Here is a 17,880-nt window from a genome sequence, read left to right on the forward strand (position 1 = left end):
GGGACATCGACCGGGAGATCCATGTGCAGTTTCTATACCTCGCCGCCAGTGCCGTCGCGCTGATGGCGTCTACCTCCGTCGTCGCGCAGGTCGCGCCGGCCGCGACGCCTGCTCCGAACGCCGCCGCGAACCCGTTGCTTGCCGACTGGACGGGGCCGATGGGTGGGGTGCCACCGTGGGACAAGGTTCGCCCCGAGCTGTTCCCGCAGGCGTTCGAGACGACGCTCGCCGAGCGGACCGCGGAATACCGCAAGATCGCCGACAATCCGGCCAAGCCGACCTTCGCCAACACGATCGTGCCGATGCAGCTTGCCGGCAAGCGCTACGGGCAGGTGATGACGCTGTTCGGCGTGATGACCGGCAACATGAACACGCCGGCCTATCAAAAGCTCGACCGCGAATGGTCGCCGAAATTCTCCGCGGCGTCGGATGCGATCACCTTCGACAAGCCGCTGTTCGCGCGCATTCAGGCGATCTACGATGCGCGCAATTCAAGCGGGCTGAACGCGCAGCAGATCCGGCTCGTGACGCGGATCTACGACAGCTATGTGCGCCAGGGCGCCAAGCTGAACGATGCGCAGAAGGCGCAGCTTTCGCAGTATAACCAGCAGCTTGCGACCGCGTTCTCGACGTTCGGCGAGAAGCTGCTCGCCGACGAGAGCAAGGCGATCTCGGTCACCGACGAGGCGCAACTTGCTGGATTGCCGGATAGCGTGAAGGCGGTCGCCAAGGCGGCGGCGACCGAGCGGAAGCTGCCGGGCTTCGCGATCGTCAACACGCGGTCGGCGGTCGATCCGGTGCTGACTTACGCCACCGATCGTGCCCTGCGCGAGAAGGTGTGGCGCGCGTTCGTCAACCGCGGCGACAACGGCGATGCGAACGACACGAACGCGACGATCGCGCAGATCGTCAAGCTGCGCGCCGATCGCGCACATCTGCTCGGGTTCAAGACGCATGCCGATTGGCGGATGCAGGACACGATGGCCAAGACGCCCGCCGCGGCGATGGACCTGATGATGCGCGTCTGGCCCGCTGCCAAGGGCCGCGTCGCCGAGGAGGTCGCCGACATGCAGAAGGTCGCCGGTACGTCGCTGACGATCGAGCCGTGGGATTATCGCTTCTACCAGGAGAAGGTGCGCAAAGCCCGGTACGACCTCGATCAGGCGCAGCTGAAGCCCTATTTCGAGCTTGGCAACATCATCCAGGGGTCGCTGTACGCTGCCAACCGGCTGTACGGGCTGAACTTCAAGGAGATCACCGGGACCGTCCCCGTGTTCGAGCCGAACATGCGCGTGTGGAGCGTGACCGACAAGACCGGCAAGGATGTCGGGCTGTTCTATCGCGACGATTTCGCGCGGACGGGCAAGCGGTCGGGCGCTTGGGCGAACACCTATCGTGGGCAACGAGGCCTAGCCCCGGCGCAGCTCGTGCTGTCGTCGAACAACAACAATTTTGCCAAGGGTGCGCCCGGCGAGCCGATCTTGATCAGCCTCGACGATGCGCAGACGCTGTTCCACGAGTTCGGTCATGCGATCCACGCGATGCTCCAGACCGTCTATTATCCGGGACTTGCCGGCACGCCGCGCGACTTCGTCGAATATCCGAGCCAGGTGAACGAGCATTGGCTGCTGATCCGCGACGTGCTCGACAAATATGCGCGGCATTACCAGACCAAGGCGGCGATGCCGCAGGCATTGCTCGACAAGATCGAGCAGTCGAGCAAGTTCAACGAGGGCTTCAAGACCGCGGAATATCTGTCGTCGGCGATCGTCGACATGAAGATCCACACCGTGCCCGACGGCGTGATCGACCCCGACAAGTTCGAGGCGGCGACACTCACCGAGATCGGCATGCCGAAGCAGCTGGTGATGCGTCACCGCGTACCGCAGTTCCAGCATCTGTTCGCGTCGGACAGCTATTCGGCGGGCTATTACAGCTACCTCTGGTCCGAGACGATGGACGCCGACACCTTCGCGGCGTTCGAAGAGGCGGGCAGTCCGTGGGACAAGCCGACCGCGGACAAGTTTGCGAAGGTCCTGTTGTCGACCGGTAACGAGACCGATCGCGCCGAGGCGTATCGTGCGTTCCGGGGGCGTGATCCGGATGTGAACGCGCTGCTCAAGAAGCGCGGGTTTCCGACGCAAGCTCCACAGGGGACGAAGTAATGGCTAGCAGCGCACTCCCGCCGGAGAAGAACCACCGGCTGAAGTCGATCCTCGGTGGGTCGGCGGGCAACCTCGTCGAATGGTTCGACTGGTACGTCTATTCGGCGTTCGGGCTGTATTTCGCACCGGTGTTCTTCCCGAAGGGCAATGCGACCGCGCAGCTGATGAGCGTCGCCGCGGTGTTCGCGGTCGGCTTCCTGATGCGGCCGATCGGCGCATGGGTGATGGGCATCTACGCCGATCGCCACGGGCGCAAATCGGGGCTGACGCTGTCGGTGACGCTGATGTGCGCGGGCTCGTTCCTGATCGCTATCACGCCGGGCTTCGCGACGATCGGCTGGATCGCGCCGGCGCTGCTGATCCTCGCGCGCCTGATGCAGGGCCTCAGTGTCGGCGGGGAATATGGGGCGAGTGCTGTGTACCTGTCGGAAATGGCGGGCAAGTCGCGGCGCGGCTTCTTCTCCAGCTTCCAGTACGTGACGCTGATCGCCGGGCAGCTGCTAGCGCTCGGCGTGCTGCTGCTGTTGCAATCGACGCTGGACACGGCACAGCTCGACGCCTGGGGCTGGCGGATTCCGTTCGCGATCGGCGGCGTGCTCGCGCTCGTCGTGTTCCGCATTCGTCGCGGGCTGCTCGAGACCGAGAGCTATCAGAACGCCAAGGCGGACGGCACGCCGAAATCGAGCGGGTGGCTGCTGTTCAGCAAATACCCGCGCGAGGCGTTCACCGTGCTGCTGCTCACAGCGGGTGGGACGCTCGCCTTCTATGCGTACACCACGTACATGCAGAAGTTCCTGGTCAACACGAGCGGGTTCAGCCGCGAGTCCGCGACGCTGATCATGACCGCGGCGCTGGCACTGTACGCGGCGTTCCAGCCGTTGGCGGGTGCGTTGTCGGACCGCATCGGGCGGAAACCGCTGATGGTCGGGTTCGGGATCGCCGGCGTGTTGTGCACGGTGCCGATCTTCACCGTGCTGGAGACGGCGACCAATCCGTATCTGGCGTTCGGGCTGGTCGTGGCCTCGCTGTTCATCGTCACCGGCTACACCGCGATCAACGCGGTGGTGAAGGCGGAACTGTTCCCCGCACACGTCCGCGCGCTGGGCGTGGCGTTGCCGTACGCGCTGGCGAACACGATGTTCGGCGGCACCGCCGAGTACGTCGCGCTGTGGCTCAAGAACGAAGGCATGGAGCGCGGCTTCTATTGGTACGTGACCGCAATGATCGGCGTGTCGCTGATCGTGTACCTCCGCATGAAGGACACGCGGACGCACAGCCAGATCATCGAGGATTGAACTTACTGCTCCCTCTCCCCTGCGTGGAGAGGGCTGGGGTGAGGGGCTGTTCCAGGCGACGCATTGCTTGGCTGCCCCTCACCCCGACCCTCTCCACGGAGGGGAGAGGGAGCAGAAGGAGTTAGCGCGGCAGCTCGATGATCGCGTCGAGGCCGCCGCCTACTCGGTTCACCAGCCGGATTTCCCCGCCGGCCTCGCGCACGATCGCGCGTGCCAAGGCCAGCCCAAGCCCGATCCCCCCCGTCTCCCGGTTGCGCGAACTCTCCAGCCGCGTGAAGGCATCGAACACGTCGCCCATCCGGTCCTCCGGGATCCCCGGCCCCTGATCCGCCACGACGATCGCCACGCATCGCTCGCCCGCCTCGACCCGCACTTCCGCCGACACGCCGTATTTGACCGCGTTCTCGATCAAATTGCGCACCGCGCGGCGCATCAGCGATGGCCGCAACCGCATTCGCAACCGATCCGCCTCGACGAAGCTCACCTCGCAGCCGAGATCGCGGAAATCCTCGACCACCGCATCCACCAGCGCCGCAAGGTCCACGTCGGTCGGCGGCTCGCTCGGCCGCCCCAGCCGCGCCAGCGACAGGATGTCGTCGAGCGTCCGGTTCATCTCCGCCACGGTGTCGATCATCTTCGCGCGATCGGTGTCGTCCTCGACCGACTCGATCCGCACGCGCAGTGCGGCGAGCGGCGTCCGCAGGTCATGGCCGATCGCGCCGAGCATCCGGTTCTTCTCGTCGAGCATCGCCGTCACGCGCAACCGCAGCGCGTTGAACGCCTCGATCAGCGCGGCCACGTCGTGCGGGCCGGCGGGCGCCAGCGGGGTCGCGGCATCGCCCGGCGTGAAGCTCTCTGCGGCGCGGGTCAGGTCGCGCAACGGCCGGCCGATCCGGCGGGCCGCCCACAGCACCGCGACGAGAACGATCCCGTACAGGATCAGCGTCTGGCCGATCAGTTGCCAGACCAGCCACATACTGCTGTGCGGCCAGCCGACATGCGTGACCAGCCAGCCTTGGCCCGGTTGCTCGACCGCGATCTGGAGGTCGTCGACCAGCCGCGGGCGTTTGCGGAAACGGGCGCGGCGCTCGACGTCTTCGGGGTCGAACGGCCGTATGCCGGTCACGATCGCGCCGTAGCGGACGCCGGCTTCGTTCAGCGCCGTGCGCAACGACGCCTCGACCTCGCGTTCGCGCGGTGCGCTCGCCGGGATCGGGTTGTTCGGCAGCCGGCGGATACGTCCACGATTGGCGACAGGGCCGCGGCCTTGTGCGGTGCGCTCGATCGCGTCGCTGATCCGCGCCACCGCCGGCCCGGTCGCCTGTTCGAGCTGAAGCGAGCGGCGTTCGCGCAACAAGAGCGTGAAGTTAATCGCCTGCGCCACGAACAGCGCGATCGCGACCAGCAGCACCATCTGGCTGGTCAGACTGCGCGGCCAGAACCGCTTCAGCGCAGGGCTCACAACCGCGTGACTTCGGCCGCGAGCGTGTAGCCGCCCCCCCACACCGTCTTGATCAGCTCGGGCGATTTCGCATCGGCTTCGATCTTGCGGCGCAACCGGCTGACCTGGTTGTCGACCGCGCGATCGAACGCGGCCGCCTCGCGCCCCTGCGTCAGGTCGAGCAGTTGGTCGCGGGTGAGTACCTGGCGCGGCCGCGTCACCAGCGCGAGCAGCAGGTTATATTCCCCGGTCGACAGCGGCACCGACACGCCCTCGCGGTCGACCAGCGCGCGCTCGCCCGACTTCAGCACCCAGCCGGCAAAGGCATAGGCATTCGCCTCGGGCGCATGCTGGCGCGCACCGCCCGCGGTCGCGCGCCGCAGGATGACCTTCACGCGCGTCGCCAACTCCCGCGGCGAGAACGGCTTCACCACATAATCGTCTGCGCCCATTTCGAGCCCGATGATCCGGTCGGTCTCCTCGGTGCGCGCGGTCAGCAGGATCACCGGCACATCGCTGGTCGCGGCGATATGGCGGCACAGCGACAGACCGTCCTCGCCCGGCATCATGATGTCGAGGATGACGAGATCGATCGCATACGCCGTCAGCCGCGTCCGCGCGCTCTCCGCATCGCCTGCCTGCGTGACGCGAAACCCCTGTTTGGTGAGGTAAGCGGCCAACGGCTCGCGGATCGAGCGCTCGTCGTCGACGAGCAGCAGATGCGGCATATCTCCCATCGGGGCAGTGTCTAGCATGGCAGCTGTCCAGGGGAAGCACCGGGACCCGATGCCTCCCCCCTTTCCGAATTATTGCGCGGGGGCCGGGGCAGGGGCGGGCGCGGGCACTGGTGGCGTGACGCCCTCGCGGCGTTCGCGCCGATCGATATGGCGCATCTCGGCGGCGTTGGCGCGCTCGGTCGCGTCGATCGTGCCGTCGTGATTGGCGTCCATCCGGTCGAACCGCTTGAGCGCGCGGGCTTCGGACTCCTCGCGGGTCACGCTGCCGTCGCCGTTCGGATCCATCCGGCGACCCATGCCGTCATGCTTGGCGCCACCCGGCGGCGGCACGGGGACGTCGCGGCCGCTCGCCACCCTCCGGTCATGCATCGCGGTGCGATAGGCGCGCATCTCGCCAGCGCTGATCCGTCCGTCATGATCGGTATCCATCTGGGCGAACCGGGCGTCGGCCTGCGCGATCGCTTCGGTGCGCGTGATGACGCCGTCGCGGTTCGCGTCCTGCCGCATCGGCGGACGCGGCGTTGCGGGGCTAGGGGCAGGGGCGGTCTGCGCGCTGGCAGCGGACGTGATCGCGCTGGCGGCTAGCATCAGGGTGAGGACGGTCTTGCGCATGTCAGACTCCGGCTGTGTGGGACGAATTCCCATTGAATGACGCCGGTCTAAACCTCGGTTGTCGCAGCGTTTTGCCGTCGGGCTGCCAATGTGTCGCAAGATATGTCGGAACCGCGCGTCAGCGCTCAGGCGAAGATCGCGACGCTTTGCATCTGTTCGGCGACCGGCGTGCCGTCGGCGTTCCAGATCGCCATCTGCTGGCTCGAACTGCCGTCCTTCGTATAGTCGGTGGTCGCACGGAGCAGCCACCAGCCGTCACGCGTCACCGGCCGAGGCCCGAGGATATTGAGCAGCCACGTCATCGAACTGAGCGGGGCGGGGCCGCCGAGCAGCTTCAGCGCGGCGGGCGGCAGGCAATCGGCGATCGCGATCAGCTCGACCATCGGATCGAGCCCGTCACGCTCGACCAGCCGCGCCCAGCGGAGCCACTCGGCGGGCCCGACGCTGTCGTCGCGACGATCGAGCAGGTCGAAGTTGCGTGAGAATGCCACCGCGCTGTGGCCGCGAAACGTCTGCGTGTCCGGCCCCGGCATGCGGAAGTCGGGCGCTCGACCGATCTGGTGATCGACACGCGACTCTACCGCCGCCATGAACACGAACGTCGCACGGAGGCCGAGTCCGGCCGCGCTCTCGACGTCGGCCTGGACGAACGCCGCGTTGCGTCCGCGTCGCAGTCGCCGTGCCCTGATCACGATCTCGCCCGACAACGGCCCGATGAACGACACCTGCGCGGACCGCAGTGGCGGCAGGTCGGTATCAGACTGCTGCGCGACATGCAGCGCGAGTGCGGCGGAGAACCCGCCATAGGCGGTGCGACCCTGCGTCCAGTTTTCGGGCACCGCCCCGCGCCAGCCGCCCTCGATCGGCTCCAGGGCGTCGATCGCCTGTTTGAGACTGGTCATTGCGGTCCTTTCATCCTTCGTCCTTTCTCCGTCATCCTGGGCTCGACCCAGGATCCAGAGCCAAGCGCCGCGTCATTCGTGGCTCTGGATCCTGACTTTCGTCAGGATGACGGAGTGGGTTGGGATAGCGGGGATGCGCTAAGCCGATCGCGGAGTTCGCGCTTAAGGACTTTGCCGATCGCGCTGCGTGGCAGTTCGTCCGCGACGTGGAGCGCCGACAGCCGCTGCGTCTTGCCGAGCTGCGCGTTCGCCCACGTCAGGATCGAAGGCGCATCCTCGCTTGCACCGTCGCGCGGGACATAGAAGCCGACCGGCGTTTCGCCCCACGCCTCGGACGGAACGCCGATCACCGCGCAGTCCGCCACCGCCGGATGCCGGGCCAGCACCGCCTCCAGGTCCGACGGATAGATGTTGAACCCGCCCGAGATGATCAGGTCCTTCTTCCGGTCCAGCAGCGTGAGAAAACCATCCTCATCGAACCGCCCGACATCGCCGTGGCGGATATAGCGGTTGCCGTCCGCATCATACCATTCGGCGTCGCGCGTCGCCTCGGAGCGGCCGTGATAGCCGTTCATCATGGCCGGGCTGCGGCCGACGACCTCGCCCATTTCGCCCGGCGCGACTTCGTTGCCGTCGTCGTCGATCAGGCGGATCTCATGGCCCGGCATCGGCTGCCCGACGGTGTGGAGCTTGGTCGGGTTGGCCGTTGCGTTCAGCGCGCAGCTCGCGCCGCCCTCGGTCATGCCGTAGAATTCGACCAGCAGGCCCGGCCAGCGCGCGACGACGTCGGCCTTCAGCGCCGCGGAAAACGGCGCGCTGGTGCTGGTCTTGAAGCGGAACGCCGACAGGTCGAAGTCGTCGAAATCGGGCAGCGCCATGATCCGCTGATATTGGACCGGCACCAGCATGGTGTGCGTCGCATGATACCGCTCGGCAAGTTCGAGATACGCGCGCGCCTCGAACTTCTTCATCAGCACCACCGTCCCGCCCCAGCCGAGCGTCGGCAGGAAGCTTACGAGGGTGGTATTCGAATAGAGCGGCGTGGCGATCACCGTCACTGCGGTGTCGAACCCGGCGGCGGTGTTCCGCGAAATGTGCGCCCAGCGCATCGCGTGGCTCTGGACGATGCCCTTCGGCGTGCCAGTGGTGCCGGAAGAATAGATGATGTTGAACGGGTCTTCGGGGTTGATCGCGACGGGAGTTGGCTCAGCGCCATCGGGAGCTAGCCAATCTACAAAATGACAAAAAGCTTGTTCCCCCGCGAAGGCGGGGGCCCAGTCTGGACCCCCGCCTTCGCGGGGGAACAATACGACGTTGGCTGCAAAAGTTTGCCCCTCCAGCGCCCGCGCATTCTCGGCATCCAGGAACACCAACGGCGCGCCACTATCTGCAATCATCGCCGTGATTGCCGCCGGCGTAGCGGAGGGCGCGATCGGCGTTGCGACACACCCTCTACGTACCGCACCAAGGAAAGTTGCCGCATAGTCGGTCGACGCCGCCGCGACGATCGCGACCGCCTGACCCGGCGCCACGCCATCGCGTTGCAACGCCGCCGCGACGCGGTCCATCGTCGCATCGAGCGTCCGGTAGTCGACACTACCCTGCGCGTCGGCGACTGCAGTGCGATCGCCTCGCTCCAGCGCGTGCGCCCGGATCAGGTCGGGCAGGGTGGCGAAGCCGGTGGCGAGCATGTCTGCAGCGGTCGTCATGGTCGCACCGCTAGGCGAAGGCGATCGGGAATGCCATACGCTATATTCGAAAAACCAAGCCGAGGATCGTGTCATGCTGTTCTACGATAGCGCGCTGCCAGCGCCCAACCCGCGCCGCGTCCGCATCTTCCTCGCCGAAAAGCATATTCGCATACCGATGGCGCAGATCTCGATCCCCAAGGCCGAGCACAGGTCGAAGGCGTTCCTGTCGGTCAACGCGCTCGGGCAGACGCCTGCACTGGCGTTCGACGATGGTCGCGTGCTGACCGAAAGCGTCGCGATCTGCCGCTATTTCGAGATCCTCCACCCCGATCCGCCGCTGTTCGGGCACGGCGCGCACAACATCGCGGAGATCGACATGTGGACCAGGCGGATCGAACTCCGCCTGATGGCACCGCTGTCGATGGTCTGGCAACACACCCACCCCTGGACCGCGCGGATCGTGAAGCCGCAATATACCGAGTTCGGCGAGAGCCAGCGTCCGCGCGTGCTGGCGGCGATGGCGGAGTTCGATCACGCGCTCGACGGCCGCGAGTGGCTGGACGGCGAGCGCTATACGATCGCCGACATCGTCCTGCTGACGACGATCGACTTCGCCAAGTTCGTCGGTATCGCGATGCCCGACGAGCTCATGCACCTGACGGATTGGCACGCGCGCGCGTCGGCGCGCCCCAGTGCGAGTGCATAGAGCTATCTTGATGCGAACAGGCTGGATTAACCAACTCGTTTGACGAGATCGCAGTCATCGCGACCTAAAACTCCCGGCAGGCTGATTGCACAGTTCGGGGAGCATCGATGAAAGCGGCGTTACTAATCGGAGCCATCTGCGCGCTGCCGACGGCGGCATTGGCCGAAGATGTGCGGCCTGGTGTCGCGTCTGTGACGGTCGCCCCGGTTTCACAAATCCTCGTGCCCGCACATACCGAGATGATGTTGCGGCTGGACGAGGAGATCGGCTCCGACCGCGCCCGTGTCGGCCAGCCGGTCGCCGTCTCGGTGGCGCGCGACGTCATCATCGACGGTCTGGTGGTGATCCCACGTGGCACCGCGGGAACGGGCGCCGTGACCTATCGCACCGGCAAGGGCGCGTTCGGCAAATCGGGCAAGGTCGATATCGAACTCCGCTCGGTCGACGTCGGGGGGCGCATGGTCCCGGTGGTCGGTCGCTATCATGCCGCCGGCGATGGCCGGACCGGCGAGACGATCGGTACGATCCTGATCGGCGGAGTCGTCGCTGGCGCCTTCGTCACGGGTCATCACGCGATCTTCGAGGAAGGCCGCGAGTTCACCGCCTTTACCGGCGCCGCGACTCCGATCGCCCGCCCGACCGTTCGGATGGCGCGGTTCGTTCCGCCCGTCACGACGCCCGCTATGCGCAACGCCATGTTCGAGCGGGTGGCGTCGAACGGGCCGCTATTCGGGGATGCTGCTCCTAAAGTCGCGCCCGCCTACGTCGCCTATGGAACCTTGGCGCAGCGTCTCGCTGCCGCGCAGCCCGTGCGGGGCGGCGATCCGCGTCTGGGGTGGACGATCAGCGACTGACGCGCCGCGCGCGACGGCTTTTGCCCGGCGACCGTCGCCACCCGTGTACGAAAAGACGCTTTGCAACGGCGGTTTTCTGTGCGAGGGAGCCGCATACCCGGTATTCAGATTGCCCGGACGCTCCGCTCCATCGCCGATGGACCGATGAGCCCGGCCACGAGGTTGGAGAGGGGATAAGGCGGAAGAGCGACCCGCGGAGGTCGCATCTTCCGCCGTCCTTCTTCACCATTCCCGTCACGAGCCGAAATGCCCCTGCGGACACCCGATCGGTATTGTCTGCACAGCCGTTGAGCGGCTCGTTTCGGCCCGTTTGAACCGTCCCGCCGATGATTCTCGAAAAGGTTTCGCTTGTCTGGTACGGCGTCGATAACCTAGCCTTGGCCGCTATTCGACGTCGAGGTATCGCAATGGCCGTAGCGTATCAGTCCCATCCCGAGATCGCCGACACGTTGGCGATGAAGCGACGGGGCCTGACGCTCGCGCTGCTCACCTTCACCTATTTCTTCAGCTACATGGACCGCCAGATCCTCGCGATCCTGCTTGAGCGGATCAAGGCGGACCTGCTGCTGACCGATACGCAGCTCGGCCTGCTGTCTGGGCTCGTGTTCGCGATCTTCTATGCGACGCTCGGTATTCCGGTGGCGCGGCTGGCGGATCGGACCAGCCGCCGCAACATCATCGCCGCCAGCCTGACGATCTGGAGCGCGATGACCGCGCTGTGCGGGCTCGCGCAGAACTTCACGCAGCTGATGCTGTTCCGGATCGGCGTCGGCATCGGCGAGGCGGGGTCGAGCCCGCCCAGCCATTCGATCATCGCTGACCTGTATCCGCCCGAGAAGCGCGCGAGCGCGATGGCGGTGTATTCGCTCGGCGTGGTGCTCGGCGCGGGGTTCGGCACGCTGATCGGTGGCGTCGTCGCGCACTCGTACGGCTGGCGGATCGCGATGATGACCGTCGGCCTGCCGGGAATCGCGCTCGCCATCCTCGTCCGCCTGTTCATGGTCGAGCCCCGCCGCGGACTGTCCGACGCTGCCCGCGCGGTGGCGACGCCGATGCCCAGCGTCGCGCAAGGATTCGCGTCGATGTGGGCCAGCGCGCCGGCGCGGCATCTCGTGGTCGGCGTCACGCTCACCTCGATGATCGGCTATGCGCTGACCGGCTGGGGGCCGAGCTACATGCAGCGCTCGCTCGGCGTGTCCATGCTCGACATCTCGCGCTATGTCGCGTTGCCGGGGGCGTTGTTCGGCGCGGTCTCGGCGCTTGCGGGCGGCAAGATCGCAGACGTGCTGGCGAAGCGCCACGGGCTGCATGTCCAGGCCTGGGTCGTGCTGGGGATGAAGGGGCTATCGCTGCCATTCGCGCTGGCCTTCTACCTGATCGATGCGCCGGCGATTGCGATCGGCAGCTATTTCGTCTCGCTGATCTTCGCCAATTCGTATCTCGGGCCGAGCTTTGCGCTGATCCAGCATCTGGCACCGTTGCAGATCCGTGCGATGTGGGCGGCGATCACGCTGCTGGTGATCAATCTGGTCGGGCTCGGGCTCGGGCCGACGCTGGTGGGGTGGCTGAGCGATCTGTTGAAGCCGGGCTTCGGCGAGGATTCGTTGCGGTATGCGCTGGTGATCATCGTGCTGATGACGCCGTGGGCGCTGTTCCATTACTGGCGCGCGGGGGTTCTGTTGAAGCGGGACGAAGATTTGGCCAGGTAATGCGCGCCTTCCTCCGTCATCCTGACGAAAGTCAGGACCCAGGATCGCAGCGGCCGGCGTTCGTAACTCTGGGTCCTGACTTTCGTCAGGATGACGGCTTGGGGGAGCGTTGACGATCCCCAGGCGGTCGCAGGATGATTGGTGGGATACTGCTTAGCCAAGCTATCCGTCAGGCCCATCTTCCAGCATCCAATCCAGCGCCGACTTCCGGTCGTCGAACACCGCCATGTCGTCGCGCACCGACGCGATCCGCTTGACCTGCAACCGGGCGAGCTTGCCGTCGGTATACAGCGCGACCTTGCGCGATTTCAGCGGCATCGACACGGCGACGCGTTGGAGCATCGCGATCACCTCCTGCGGCTGGATCGCGGACTTCGAGAAATTGCAGAGCAGCATGTGACGCTTGCCCGTCGCCAGCACGCGCCGTCCCTCGCGCTCGAGGTCGCGCAGAAATTCCTCGACATGCGCGATCGTCCAGAAGCCGGATGCGTCGACCTCGATGATACCCGTCGCAAGATCGGTCGTTATGGTGTGCATGCAGCCTCCGTGGAGGCCAGAAATCAACTGTCAGCGGTTAATGCGGCGTAACCAAACCGTTCCGGCTGCGAACATCGACCAGTATGAGCAGAACGGTCAGGCCTTCGCCATCCGATCGTCGAACAGCCCGAACATCAGCGTCGAGGCATACATCGCGATCGCCCGCTCGCGCGGCATCGTCGACGCCCATTTGCGCATGTCGAACGCCGCGTTCTGGAGCGCCATCAACGCCTGCGCCGCGATCAGCGCGTCAACTGCGCGGATCGAGCCTTCGCCGATGCCGTCCATCATCATGCCCGCATAGCGCCGCGCGATACCGTTCGAGCGATCGACCATCGCATTGCGCACGCCGACCGGCAGGCCGCTCAGCGCCGTGGTGCGGAGCAACGGCCCGCGCTCCGCGAACTGAACGTCGAGCAAGGTCGCGACCGTGCTCGACAGCTTGTGCCAGTAACTCCCGCCCTCGGCCTCGCCCCGGCTCTGCGCATCGGCGATGGTGTCGAAGCTGCGGCGGTAGCAGGCGATGACGAGATCGTCCTTCGCATCGAGATGGTGGTAGAAGCTACCCTTAGTGACGTTCAGTTCGGATGCGATCTTCTGCACCGACGCGCCGCGATAGCCGAGTTCGTTGATCAGGCGCGTCGCCGCCAGCAGGAACGCCTCGCGGCCAGGCTCCGCCTCGTCATGGCTGAGATCGAGCAGGGTAGGGGACCATTTGGCGTCCTTCCCCGCGATGCCGTGCGCGAACACATCCATCAGCCGCTCCTCGACACGCCCGTATTGATCGGGCTCGTACCGCGTTAGCCAGATCGGCAGCCAGAACGTGTTCTCGAGCAGCACGTGCGCACGCGCGCCGTTCAGATCGGTCTGCGCGCGTGATGAGGTCGGCCCCCACAACAGCCGCGTCCGACGGAACACCTCGCGCCATCCCGCCATCAGCCGCCCGCGCATCGGCTCCTCGGTCGCGCGCAGATCGGACAGGACCGCGAACGCTTTCTCCTCGCCGCGCTGGATACGGGCGAGCCGATCCATGTTGAGCGCGAGATAGCGCCGCACGCGCTCCTCCGGCGTCGCCTCTTCCATCGCAATGTCGAGCATCGCGATCAGCGATTCCAGCGTGTTCTCGAACGCGGCAGCGGCCAGGTCTTCCTTGCGCTTGAAATAATAGGTAACGCTCGTCGTGTTGAGCCCGACGCGCCGCGCCACGTCCGCGAACGTCATGCCCTTGGCACTCTGTTCGTTGATCGCTTCTGCCGCTGCGGCGAGGATCGCGTCACGCTTCGCACGGAAGCGCTTGGTGCCCTGTTCGCTCTCGTCGCTGGCCTCTGCCGGAACCTTCATCGAAACACCCTAACAGCTTCGATTTGAAGATACAGTGCTTTTTAGGCGCTTTCAGGGCGGACTTGAAAACATGCTTTCCGGGGCCCTGCGCACGCTTTACCGAATGTGCGGTATGGTCTAACCCGCCTTCAAAGCGATGATGAACGGAGAGCCCGCATGGATTTTACGCTGAGCGAACGAGAGACGTATTTCCGGGATCGGGTCCGGGATTTCATCGATCAGAATATCCGCCCGCGACAGGCCGATTATGACCAGCAGGCGCATGAGGGCGAGCGCTGGAAGGTGATTCCGGTGATTGAGGAGATGAAGGAGAAGGCGAAGGCCGCCGGCCTCTGGAATTTCTTCATGCCGCCGCATTCGGGCCAGACGCATGTCGATGATTCGTTCGAGTTCGAAGGCACGCAGCTCACCAATCTCGAATATGCGTTATGCGCGGAGGAGATGGGCAAGGTCGCCTGGGCGAGCGAGTGTTTCAACTGTTCGGCGCCCGATACCGGCAACATGGAGGTGTTTCACCGCTATGGCACGCGCGAGCAGAAGGACCGGTGGCTCGGGCCGCTGATGCGCGGCGAGATCCGCTCGGCGTTCCTGATGACCGAGCCCGCGGTGGCGTCGTCGGATGCGACCAACATCGAGACGAGCATGGTGCGCGACGGCGATCACTACGTCATCAACGGCACCAAATGGTGGTCGAGCGGCGTCGGCGATCCGCGCTGCAAGATCGCGATCGTGATGGGCAAGACGTCGTTCGAGGGATCGCGGCATCAACAGCAGAGCCAGATCCTCGTGCCGATGGATACGCCCGGCGTGACGATCAAGCGGATGCTGTCCGTCTACGGCTATGACCATGCGCCGCATGGGCATGGTGAGGTTGTGCTGGAGAACGTCCGCGTGCCGGTCGAGAACGTGCTGCTCGGTGAGGGGCGTGGGTTCGAGATTGCGCAGGGGCGGCTTGGGCCGGGCCGTATCCATCACTGCATGCGGACTATCGGTGTCGCCGAGACCGCGATCGAGGCGATGGCACGGCGGCTGCTCGACCGGGTCGCGTTCGGGAAGCGGATCGCCGACTTCTCGGTCTGGGAGGAGCGCATCGCCACCGCGCGGATCGATATCGAGATGACGCGGCTACTCTGCCTCAAGGCGGCGGACATGATGGACAAGGCGGGCAACAAGTCCGCGCAGATCGAGATCTCGATGATCAAGGTCGCGGCACCGAACATGGCGCTCAGGATCCTCGACGATGCGATCCAGGCGCATGGCGGCGGCGGCGTCTCGGGCGACTTCCGGCTCGCGCACGATTGGGCGGCGATGCGGACGCTGCGGTTTGCGGATGGCCCGGACGAGGTCCACAATCGCTCGATCGCGCGCAACGAGTTCGGGAAATACGGCGACTTCCGCAAGGGTGGCGTGTCGAGCGGGGATGTCGGGGTGAGCCGGTAAATCTACCCCGTTCGTTCGCCATTTCCCCGTCATCCCAGCGAAAGCTGGGATCTCCCCATTCGGGTCGCAGCGCCCGCCAACCGGGATACCCCAGCTTTCGCTGGGGCGACGGATTTGGTGGGGGCGGACTTCGGAATGACGGGCTGGGTTGAGCGCCCTGACCACAAAAACACGAAAGGCAGACATGAAAGCCGCAGTCCTTTTCGAAGCCAACACCCCGCTCCGCATCGAGGACGTGACCATCTCGAAGCCGACGGCACACGAGGTACTGATCCGCACGATGGCGGTCGGCGTGTGCCGGTCCGACCTGCATTTCGTCGATGGTGCCTATCCGCACGCGATGCCGACCATCCCCGGCCATGAGGCCTGCGGCGTGGTCGAGGCGATCGGCGACGAAGTGCGCGGCGTGAAGGTCGGCGATCATGTCGTCACCTGTCTCTCGGCATTCTGCGGTCAGTGCGAGTTCTGCGTCACCGGCCGGATGTCGCTGTGCACCGATGCCAGCGTGCGCCGTCCCAAGGGCGGCGCACCGCGCCTCATGCTCGGCGACCGGCCGATCGCGCAGATGCTCAACCTCAGCGCCTATGCCGAGATGATGCTGGTCCACGAACACGCCTGCGTCGCGATCGACCGTGACATGCCGATGGACCGCGCGGCATTGCTCGGTTGCGCGATCACGACCGGGGCGGGGGCGGTGTTCAACACTACCGACGTGACTCCGGGCGAGACGGTATGCGTGATCGGCTGCGGCGGCATCGGGCTCGCGGCGGTCAACGCGGCCAAGATCGCAGGCGCGGGGAAGATTATCGCGCTCGATCCCGTCCCTGAAAAGCGCTTGATGGCGGAAAAACTCGGCGCGACTCACAGTATCGATGCACTGTCGGACACCGCCGCGGACGAAGTCGTCGCGATCACCAAGGGCGGCGTGCATCACGCGATCGAGGCGGTCGGACGTGCGCAATCCGCCGCAACCGCGGTCAAGGTGCTGCGCCGCGGGGGCACCGCCACAATCCTCGGGATGATGCCGCTCGGCGAGAAGGTCGGGCTGTCGGCGATGGACCTGCTGTCGGGCAAGCGCTTGCAGGGCGGCTTCATGGGCTCGAACCGGTTCCCGGTCGATATCCCGCGGCTGGTCGATTTCTACATGCGCGGGCTGCTCGATCTCGACACCATCATCGCCGACCGGATGCCGCTTGAACGGATCAACGACGCGTTCGACGAACTCCGCCGCGGCGACACGACCCGTAGTGTGATCACCTTCTCGTGAGCGACGCATCGACCAGCATGGTCGGCACGATAGAGGTCGGCGAGCGCGACAAGCTCGACCTCGACGCGCTCGGGGCGTGGATGACCGCCAACGTCCCCGGGTACGCTGGCCCGCTCACCTACGCGAAGTTCGCCGGCGGCCAATCGAACCCGACCTACCGCCTCGACACGCGGGAGCGCGCCTACGTCCTGCGTCGGAAACCGTTCGGGCCGATCCTGCCGAGCGCACACGCCGTCGACCGCGAATACCGTGTGATCGCCGGGCTGCACCCAACCGGCTTCCCCGTCCCGCGGCCCTATGGCCTCTGCGAGGACGCAGCGGTTATCGGTTCGGCGTTCTACGTCATGGAGATGGTCGAGGGCCGGACGATCTGGGACGGCGCGATGCCCGGCGCGACACCCGCCGAGCGCACCGCGCATTACGAGGCCATGGTCGACACGCTCGCCGCGCTCCACAACACCGATTACGCAGCGGCGGGGCTCGGCGACTACGGCAAGCCCGGTAATTATTTCGAACGCCAGGTCGGCCGCTGGACCAAGCAATACCGCGCCGCCGAGACCGAGCATATGGAGTCGGTCGAACGCCTGATCGAGTGGCTGCCGCGCACGCTCCCCGAGCAGACGCGCACCTCGATCGTCCACGGCGACTACCGCATCGACAACATGATCTTCGCGCCGGCTGAGCCAAAGGTGATCGCGGTGCTCGACTGGGAATTGTCGACGCTCGGCGATCCGCTGGCGGACTTCTCATATCTTCTGATGAGCTGGGTGACTGAACCCGAAGGCCGCTCCGGGGTGCTCGGCATGACCGGGCCGGAGACGGGTATCCCGACGATCGAGCAGGTCGTCGAACGCTATTGCGGCGCCACCGGCCGCGACGGCGTTCCCGATCTCAACTGGTATTTCGCCTACAACCTCTTCCGCCTGACCGGCATCGTCCAGGGTATCAAGAAGCGCATCGTCGATGGCACCGCCTCGAGCGCGCAGGCGGAGAAGACGGTCGCGAAGATCCACGGTCTGGCGGATGCGGCGTGGGGGTTTGCGGTGAAGGCGGGGGCCTGATTCATCCCCCTCCCGCATGCGGGAGGGGTTAGGGGAGGGGCTGACCTAGCTCCGGTATGAAACGTTGCGGAAGGATCGGGCCCTCCCCCGACCCCTCCCGCAAGCGGAAGGGGAAGAAGTCA

The 17,880-nt window shown here is 65.8% G+C and carries 15 protein-coding genes; 8 read left to right on the forward strand and 7 right to left on the reverse strand.

Features of this window, described 5'->3' with window-relative positions:
- Positions 1 to 23: 23 nt before the first annotated feature.
- Both ACLBWL_RS06580 and ACLBWL_RS06585 read left to right on the forward strand, forming a co-directional pair.
- On the forward strand, positions 24 to 2,165 hold the full coding sequence (locus ACLBWL_RS06580) for a M3 family metallopeptidase (protein ID WP_447791291.1): 2,142 nt from the start codon (positions 24 to 26) through the stop codon (positions 2,163 to 2,165).
- On the forward strand, positions 2,165 to 3,460 hold the full coding sequence (locus ACLBWL_RS06585; RefSeq protein ID WP_447791293.1) for an MFS transporter: 1,296 nt from the start codon (positions 2,165 to 2,167) through the stop codon (positions 3,458 to 3,460). Before ACLBWL_RS06580 ends, ACLBWL_RS06585 begins: the two co-directional genes overlap by 1 nt.
- A gap of 121 nt (positions 3,461 to 3,581) precedes the next feature.
- On the opposite strand, the gene ACLBWL_RS06590 is transcribed toward ACLBWL_RS06585, so the two are convergent.
- From ACLBWL_RS06590 to ACLBWL_RS06610, 5 genes are all read right to left on the reverse strand, one after another.
- Positions 3,582 to 4,874, reverse strand: coding sequence for a HAMP domain-containing sensor histidine kinase (locus tag ACLBWL_RS06590; RefSeq protein WP_447792031.1), 1,293 nt, complete (start codon positions 4,872 to 4,874; stop codon positions 3,582 to 3,584).
- Between the two features lie 44 nt (positions 4,875 to 4,918).
- Positions 4,919 to 5,638: a response regulator gene (locus ACLBWL_RS06595; RefSeq protein WP_447792033.1), complete on the reverse strand. Its 720-nt coding sequence runs from the start codon at positions 5,636 to 5,638 to the stop codon at positions 4,919 to 4,921.
- A 69-nt stretch (positions 5,639 to 5,707) separates the two neighbouring features.
- Positions 5,708 to 6,250 carry an EF-hand domain-containing protein gene (locus tag ACLBWL_RS06600; protein ID WP_447791295.1) on the reverse strand — a complete coding sequence of 181 codons (543 nt, stop codon included), beginning with the start codon at positions 6,248 to 6,250 and terminating at the stop codon, positions 5,708 to 5,710.
- A 125-nt stretch (positions 6,251 to 6,375) separates the two neighbouring features.
- Positions 6,376 to 7,152 carry a thioesterase family protein gene (locus ACLBWL_RS06605; RefSeq protein ID WP_447791297.1) on the reverse strand — a complete coding sequence of 259 codons (777 nt, stop codon included), beginning with the start codon at positions 7,150 to 7,152 and terminating at the stop codon, positions 6,376 to 6,378.
- Positions 7,153 to 7,253: 101 nt separating this feature from the next.
- Positions 7,254 to 8,861, reverse strand: coding sequence for a class I adenylate-forming enzyme family protein (locus tag ACLBWL_RS06610; RefSeq protein WP_447791299.1), 1,608 nt, complete (start codon positions 8,859 to 8,861; stop codon positions 7,254 to 7,256).
- Positions 8,862 to 8,934: 73 nt separating this feature from the next.
- Here ACLBWL_RS06610 and ACLBWL_RS06615 point away from each other — a divergent pair, with 73 nt between their 5' ends.
- The 3 genes from ACLBWL_RS06615 to ACLBWL_RS06625 all read left to right on the forward strand — a co-directional run bounded on the left by ACLBWL_RS06615 (position 8,935) and on the right by ACLBWL_RS06625 (position 12,112).
- Positions 8,935 to 9,549, forward strand: a complete 615-nt coding sequence (locus tag ACLBWL_RS06615; protein WP_447791301.1) for a glutathione S-transferase family protein — start codon at positions 8,935 to 8,937, stop codon at positions 9,547 to 9,549.
- Positions 9,550 to 9,770: 221 nt separating this feature from the next.
- Complete coding sequence (locus ACLBWL_RS06620; RefSeq protein WP_447791303.1) at positions 9,771 to 10,403, forward strand: hypothetical protein; 633 nt, start codon at positions 9,771 to 9,773, stop codon at positions 10,401 to 10,403.
- 407 nt (positions 10,404 to 10,810) lie between these two features.
- Positions 10,811 to 12,112 (forward strand): spinster family MFS transporter, encoded by a 1,302-nt coding sequence (locus tag ACLBWL_RS06625; RefSeq protein WP_447791305.1) that lies wholly within the window; start codon positions 10,811 to 10,813, stop codon positions 12,110 to 12,112.
- A 162-nt stretch (positions 12,113 to 12,274) separates the two neighbouring features.
- Here the strand turns inward: ACLBWL_RS06625 and ACLBWL_RS06630 are convergent, their stop codons facing one another.
- Both ACLBWL_RS06630 and ACLBWL_RS06635 read right to left on the reverse strand, forming a co-directional pair.
- Entirely contained in the window at positions 12,275 to 12,649 is a 375-nt protein-coding gene (locus ACLBWL_RS06630; RefSeq protein ID WP_447791307.1) for a hypothetical protein, read from the reverse strand.
- A gap of 96 nt (positions 12,650 to 12,745) precedes the next feature.
- Positions 12,746 to 13,990, reverse strand: a complete 1,245-nt coding sequence (locus ACLBWL_RS06635) for a TetR/AcrR family transcriptional regulator (protein WP_447791308.1) — start codon at positions 13,988 to 13,990, stop codon at positions 12,746 to 12,748.
- A gap of 156 nt (positions 13,991 to 14,146) precedes the next feature.
- On the opposite strand from ACLBWL_RS06635, the gene ACLBWL_RS06640 reads away from it, so the two are divergent.
- The 3 genes from ACLBWL_RS06640 to ACLBWL_RS06650 all read left to right on the forward strand — a co-directional run bounded on the left by ACLBWL_RS06640 (position 14,147) and on the right by ACLBWL_RS06650 (position 17,758).
- Positions 14,147 to 15,430, forward strand: coding sequence for an acyl-CoA dehydrogenase family protein (locus ACLBWL_RS06640; protein WP_447791309.1), 1,284 nt, complete (start codon positions 14,147 to 14,149; stop codon positions 15,428 to 15,430).
- A gap of 184 nt (positions 15,431 to 15,614) precedes the next feature.
- Positions 15,615 to 16,697 carry a Zn-dependent alcohol dehydrogenase gene (locus tag ACLBWL_RS06645; RefSeq protein ID WP_447791310.1) on the forward strand — a complete coding sequence of 361 codons (1,083 nt, stop codon included), beginning with the start codon at positions 15,615 to 15,617 and terminating at the stop codon, positions 16,695 to 16,697.
- Between the two features lie 17 nt (positions 16,698 to 16,714).
- Positions 16,715 to 17,758 carry a phosphotransferase family protein gene (locus ACLBWL_RS06650; protein ID WP_447792035.1) on the forward strand — a complete coding sequence of 348 codons (1,044 nt, stop codon included), beginning with the start codon at positions 16,715 to 16,717 and terminating at the stop codon, positions 17,756 to 17,758.
- Positions 17,759 to 17,880: the final 122 nt, after the last annotated feature.

The organism is Sphingomonas sp. M1A8_2b (genome assembly GCF_053345535.1).

What these genes read in the sequence shown, in the direction of transcription:
- ACLBWL_RS06615 (WP_447791301.1), top strand. Translation starts at nt 8,935, where the DNA reads ATGCTGTTCTACGATAGCGCGCTGCCAGCGCCCAACCCGCGCCGCGTC.
- ACLBWL_RS06585 (WP_447791293.1), top strand. Translation starts at nt 2,165, where the DNA reads ATGGCTAGCAGCGCACTCCCGCCGGAGAAGAACCACCGGCTGAAGTCG.
- ACLBWL_RS06640 (WP_447791309.1), top strand. Translation starts at nt 14,147, where the DNA reads ATGGATTTTACGCTGAGCGAACGAGAGACGTATTTCCGGGATCGGGTC.
- ACLBWL_RS06630 (WP_447791307.1), bottom strand. Translation starts at nt 12,649, where the DNA reads ATGCACACCATAACGACCGATCTTGCGACGGGTATCATCGAGGTCGAC.
- ACLBWL_RS06595 (WP_447792033.1), bottom strand. Translation starts at nt 5,638, where the DNA reads ATGGGAGATATGCCGCATCTGCTGCTCGTCGACGACGAGCGCTCGATC.
- ACLBWL_RS06590 (WP_447792031.1), bottom strand. Translation starts at nt 4,874, where the DNA reads ATGGTGCTGCTGGTCGCGATCGCGCTGTTCGTGGCGCAGGCGATTAAC.
- ACLBWL_RS06600 (WP_447791295.1), bottom strand. Translation starts at nt 6,250, where the DNA reads ATGCGCAAGACCGTCCTCACCCTGATGCTAGCCGCCAGCGCGATCACG.
- ACLBWL_RS06650 (WP_447792035.1), top strand. Translation starts at nt 16,715, where the DNA reads ATGGTCGGCACGATAGAGGTCGGCGAGCGCGACAAGCTCGACCTCGAC.
- ACLBWL_RS06610 (WP_447791299.1), bottom strand. Translation starts at nt 8,861, where the DNA reads ATGACGACCGCTGCAGACATGCTCGCCACCGGCTTCGCCACCCTGCCC.
- ACLBWL_RS06625 (WP_447791305.1), top strand. Translation starts at nt 10,811, where the DNA reads ATGGCCGTAGCGTATCAGTCCCATCCCGAGATCGCCGACACGTTGGCG.
- ACLBWL_RS06635 (WP_447791308.1), bottom strand. Translation starts at nt 13,990, where the DNA reads ATGAAGGTTCCGGCAGAGGCCAGCGACGAGAGCGAACAGGGCACCAAG.
- ACLBWL_RS06645 (WP_447791310.1), top strand. Translation starts at nt 15,615, where the DNA reads ATGAAAGCCGCAGTCCTTTTCGAAGCCAACACCCCGCTCCGCATCGAG.
- ACLBWL_RS06605 (WP_447791297.1), bottom strand. Translation starts at nt 7,152, where the DNA reads ATGACCAGTCTCAAACAGGCGATCGACGCCCTGGAGCCGATCGAGGGC.